At 72.2% G+C, this 2748-nt stretch carries 4 protein-coding genes; 1 reads left to right on the top strand and 3 read right to left on the bottom strand.

Going from position 1 to position 2748, the window contains the following annotated elements:
• The 3 genes from Q7W29_15085 to Q7W29_15095 all read right to left on the bottom strand — a co-directional run.
• The coding region (locus Q7W29_15085) for an RNA methyltransferase (protein ID MDO9173146.1) at positions 1-343 on the bottom strand (343 nt) is incomplete at its 3' end.
• A complete protein-coding gene (locus tag Q7W29_15090; protein MDO9173147.1) occupies positions 336-767 on the bottom strand; it encodes a thioesterase family protein in 432 nt (143 codons plus the stop codon). The genes Q7W29_15090 and Q7W29_15085, both read right to left, overlap by 8 nt.
• Before the next feature lie 14 nt (positions 768-781).
• Positions 782-2065, bottom strand: coding sequence for a nucleoside transporter C-terminal domain-containing protein (locus Q7W29_15095; protein ID MDO9173148.1), 1284 nt, complete (start codon positions 2063-2065; stop codon positions 782-784).
• A gap of 161 nt (positions 2066-2226) precedes the next feature.
• Between Q7W29_15095 and Q7W29_15100 the strand changes: the two genes are divergently transcribed.
• Positions 2227-2748, top strand: a 522-nt coding sequence (locus Q7W29_15100) for an MFS transporter (protein MDO9173149.1), incomplete at its 3' end; no start/stop codon positions are given.

The following is a 2748-nucleotide window of genomic DNA, read 5'->3' on the forward strand; positions in this document are numbered from 1 at the left end:
GCAGGTTGAGCGTGTCCAGCGTCCAGGCCGGCGGCTGCGCCACGACGATCAGCCCCTCGGGCTTCGCGCGGTAGGAGGCCTTCTCCAGCACGCGCGCGTTCACCTCGACGATCTCGATCCCCGAGCGGCGCAGGTCCTCCAACAGCTCCCCGCCGCCGTGCTCCGCCAGGACCTCGGGGCAGGCGTAGGCCTCGTCCAGGACGAGGCCCGCCTCGAGCGCGCGGCGGACCACGCGCAGCTCGTCCAGGAGGATGACGCCCTCGCGCTGCCGGTCGCGGCGGTCGCGCAGGCGGACCAGCCGCTTGATCCGCTCGTTGCCGGGGCTGGTGATGGGCTCAGTCACGTCGCATCCCTTCGAGGGTGTCGCGCACGGCCGCCGGCAGGGGCGCCACGCGCCGGGCCGCGTAGTCGAAGCCGACGAGCCCGGTCTCGGCCAGGGCGATCGGCGCGTCCGCGCGCGTCACGCGGTAGGCCAGGCGGAAGCCGGCGCGGCCGGTCTCGGCCACGCCCACCTCGATCCGCAGCGCGTCGCCGGCGAAGGCCTCGCCCTGGTAGACGATCACGGCGTCGCCCAGGATCAGGGCGACGCCGCCGCAGTCGGGCTCGCTCCAACCCCGCGCGGCGAGGAAGGCGACGCGGGCCTCGTGCAGGAGGGACAGCAGGCGGTCGTGGGCCAGGTGGCCGCCGTAGTTCAGATCGGTGACGCGCACGGTCAGCGCGCAGTCGAACGGGTAGCGGGGCAGCGGCGTCAGCTGGGCGCGGGGCACGGCGTCACTTCCGGTCAAGTGGTCAGGATGCCCGCGATGGCGGCGGTCATCAGGTTGGCGAACGTGCCGGCGAACATCGCCCGCAGGCCCAGCCGCGCCACGTCGCTGCGCCGCTCGGGGGCCAGGATGCCGTAGCCGCCGATCTGGATGGCGATGCTGGAGAAGTTGGCGAACCCGCACAGCGCGTAGGTGGCGATCACGACGCTGCGCGGCGACAGGGTGCCGTCGCGGATGGCCTGGTCCAGCTGGATGTAGCCCAGGAACTCGTTGACCGAGATCTTGGTGCCCAGCAGGTTGCCGAAGGTCGACGCCTCGCTCCAGGGCACGCCCAGCGTCCAAGCGAGGGGCGCGAACACCCAGCCGAAGATCTGCGACAGGGACAGCCCGGCCAGACCGAGCCCGGCGTCGACCATCGCGACCAGCGCCACGAAGGCCAGCAGCATGGCGCCGATGTTGGCCGCCAGCTTCAGGCCCACGCTCGCGCCGCCGGCGGCGGCGTCGATCAGGCCGGAGTACTCGCGCGGGATGTCCACCTTGATCCCGCCCTCGGTGTCGGACTGCTCGGTCTCCGGGAACATGATCTTGGCCATGACCAGGGCCGCGGGCGCCGACATGATGCTGGCGGCCAGCAGGTGCCCGGCGTCGATGCCCAGGCGCACGTACGCGGCCATCACGCCGCCGGCGATCGTCGCGAAGCCGGCCGTCATCACGGCCATCAGCTCGGAATTGGTCATGGTCTTGATGTAGGGGCGGATCACCACCGGCGCCTCGGTCTGGCCCACGAAGATGTCCGCGGCGACCGACAGGGTCTCCGAGCCGCTGGTGCGCATCGTGCGGCGCATGACCCAGGAGATGCCCGCGATCACGCGCTGCATCACGCCGAGGTGGTAGAGCACGGCCATCAGGCTGGCGAAGAAGATCACCGTCGGCAGCACGTGGATCGCGAAGATCATGCCCAGGGGAGCCAGCTCGCCCGTCGCGGAGTTGGTGAACTGGATGAAGCCGCCCTCGGCGCCCGGTTCGAGGTACTGCACCACGTCGGCGTTGCCCCGGAAGAGGTTGCCGAACAGGAACGAGGCGCCGGCGTCGGTGAAGCCCAGCACGCGGTTGATCGTCACCCGGGCGGCGTCGAAGATCGCGGTGCCCCAGGGGGTGCGCAGCAGGATCAGCGCGAAGCCGAACTGCAGGCCGACGCCCCAGATCACGGTGCGCCACCGCACCCGGCGGCGGTTGTTGCTGACGGCCAGGCCTAGCCCCATCAGCACGAAGATGCCCAGCAGCGAGATCAGGTTCGGCAGTCCCATGCGCGCCTCCGGATCGAAGTGGCTGGGAGTGTACGCCGGAACGCCCACTCGGCGTCCAGTCCGATTTGCGCGCGGGCCCGGCCCGGCCGCCGGTTGCCAGGCCTGCGGCGACCGGCTAGGGTCGCGGGATGACGGCCACGGAAGGGAGCGACCCCATGCAGACATCGTCCCGCCAGGACACGGACGCGCTGCCGCCGTCGCGGGTGAAGCTGCCCAGGACGGTGGTCGGCCTGGGGCTCGTCAGCCTGCTGACCGACACCTCGAGCGAGGCGATCTTCCCCCTGCTCCCGGCGTTCCTGGCCTCCCTCGGCGCCTCCAACGCCTACATCGGCCTGATCGAGGGCGCGGCCGAGTTCGTCGCCAACCTGCTGAAGTACCTGACGGGCCTGGTCGCGGACCGCCGCGCGCGCCTCAAACCGCTCATCCTGGTCGGCTATGGGATCTCGACCCTGGCGCGGCCGCTGGTCGCCTTCGCGCAGGTCCCGTGGCACGTGCTCGCGGTGCGGGTCGGCGACCGGGTGGGCAAGGGCGTGCGCACCAGCCCGCGCGACGCCCTGATCGCCGGCGCCACGGACCCGGCGCTGCGGGCGCGGGCCTACGGCTTCCACCGCGCCATGGACCACGCCGGCGCGGCCGCCGGGACGCTGCTCGGCGCGGGCCTGCTCTGGTACCTGGGC

Source organism: bacterium, assembly GCA_030654305.1.
Classification (GTDB): domain Bacteria; phylum Krumholzibacteriota; class Krumholzibacteriia; order LZORAL124-64-63; family LZORAL124-64-63; genus PNOJ01.